This is a genomic window from Tabrizicola fusiformis (assembly GCF_013328815.1).
GTDB lineage: Bacteria > Pseudomonadota > Alphaproteobacteria > Rhodobacterales > Rhodobacteraceae > Fuscibacter.
In genome coordinates this window covers 1-2,052 of the sequence record NZ_JABUHN010000045.1, presented here as the reverse complement: position 1 = coordinate 2,052, position 2,052 = coordinate 1, and the positions used below count along the sequence as shown (strand labels likewise).

At 63.5% G+C, this 2,052-nt stretch carries 1 protein-coding gene and 1 pseudogene; both read right to left on the bottom strand.

Annotated elements, in window-relative coordinates; all coding sequences use genetic code 11:
• Nucleotides 1–145 precede the first annotated feature (145 nt).
• Complete coding sequence (locus HS053_RS22030) at nt 146–1,816, bottom strand: hypothetical protein (RefSeq protein WP_174213385.1); 1,671 nt, start codon at nt 1,814–1,816, stop codon at nt 146–148.
• Nucleotides 1,813–2,052: pseudogene (locus tag HS053_RS22025) on the bottom strand (hypothetical protein); the annotation flags it as partial. The pseudogene HS053_RS22025 and the gene HS053_RS22030, both read right to left, overlap by 4 nt.

The following is a 2,052-nucleotide window of genomic DNA, read 5'->3' as shown; positions in this document are numbered from 1 at the left end:
TTGGTGCCGAAGATGACCGCCGCGAGGGCAGCGAGCATAACCCCGTCACCAGGGCGCGGATTGGCGGACAACGGTTGAGCTGTTCGCCGGTTGTTCCGGGCGCGAAGCCGCTTCTTTGCGGCTGGCCGGGCATTCTTGCGCGGCATCACACGCTACCCCGCAGGCGCGAGCCGAGCGGCTGTTGCCACCAGCCGATGGCCTCCTCCTCGAACAGCGGAACGCGGCCAGTCGGCCCAACTTCTCCCGGCCGGGGCGCGGGCTTGTAGCCGTATTCCGACCACTTCATCCGGGTCGCGAAATCCGCCAGTGCGAGGCCGATGGCATAGTCACCATGGCGCTTCTTGCCCGAGCCTTGCCCTGCGACGGTCTCTGTCCGCTCGGGCGGCACCCGCGCGATGCCCCGCACGACCTTCACCTGGCGCAAGTCGCCCAGGTGGTCGGCGTCCTTCAGGATGGCAATCGTGTCATCCTCAAACGCGGCCTTCAGCGGCGGCATGTGCAGCCGGTACCATTCATCGCTGAACTTGATCGGCATGATCAGGCCGGTGCCTTCGAGCGGGTCTTCGCGCAATCCGAAAATCCGGCCCATGTCTTCGGCCACGGTCCAGCCCATGCCTGTAGCGTCAAAGGCCGCGCCGACCAGTCGGTGTTGCACCCGTTCCAGAACAAGGCGACAGATCCGCTTCTGCTCATCCCCCGGCACGCGGCGCAGCTCGTAAGACATCGCTTCGTGCCGTTTAAGGTTGGGTTCAATGGCCAGTAAACATCCCGTTGTAAGGTCGCGCACCCGGCCAAAGTCCGACCCGAAGGCATAGCGCAGATCGGGGTTCAGCGCCTTCAGCTGATCCTCCAGTTCGGTCAGGAAATCGTCGAGCAGGCTTTCCTGCTTGACCCGTGACAGAAACAGATAGTCCGGCGGCAATTCCAGCCGCAGTACCTTCCGCTCGATCGTCATCCGCGCCTCGATCAGCGGTCCGGGCAACCAGCTGCCAGAGCTGAGCGAGGGGATGCAGTAGAGTTCCTCGTCAGCATTGTCGCGGTAGAAGTCGAGGATGTTCTGCCGCCATGCCGCTTCGGCCTCGGGTGACCATTCCTTGCCCGTCACCAGCGCGATCCGCTGGTAGAGGCCGTCATGCAGGGCCTCGTCCAAGTCGATGCGCATGTGGGCATATTTCGACCGCTTGGCGAGGATGTCTTGAATCTGGACGTTGAACTCGTTGTCCACGCCAAGATGGGTCGAGCAGACAACCACCTGCCCGCCCCACATCAGGAAGGCCATGGCCGATTTCAGAAGCTGCGCGAGGCTGTCGACGAAGGCGGCTTCGTCGATGATGACCACGCCCTGCTTGCCGCGTAGGCCGCGAGGGGCAGAGGACAGTGCAATGATCTCAAAGCCCGAGGCAAACTGAATGCGGAAGGCGTTGATGCCTTTGTCGGGATCCCCGTCATCGAACAGGAACTCATCCACATCCGAGGTTGCCGCGTTGAAGGCGCGCGCCCACATCGCGCAGGCGTCGATGAACTCGCGGGTCATCTCGCGGGAATAGGAGATGTACATGACGTCCATCCCGCCCGCCTTCTTCTGGCGACCGGCACGCAGCACGGCATAGGCGGCCAGCCCCCAGGTCAGGCCGATCCGGCGTGACTTCTCGATGAACAGCACGGGTACGCTGGCACTGTCGAGCAGGCTGACAGCGCGCGCTTGATATGGCAGCAAGACGGCAGGCAGGCCCGAAGCCTGCACCTCGCCCGGAATCGATGCCATGGCGGCGACGCGAGCTTCGGCCCACGCCTTCTCGGTCAGCGGCGCGGTCATTCGATACCTCCCCAGCCGGGCCAATCCGGCAGCTCAACCGTCTGACCGGCAAGTGCATGTGTGCTGTCGGTGAGGAACTGGATGCGGCCGTCGGTCACGAAGCTGTGGCAGCAGATGCAGGTGCAAGGCCACTCCGGGTCACCTGACTTGTCGCAATGCTTGCCTTGCGGCTCGACAAAGTGACCAGACCTGACCAGCACAGACGGCGTGAAGGTTGGGGCATCGCCAGAGCCATT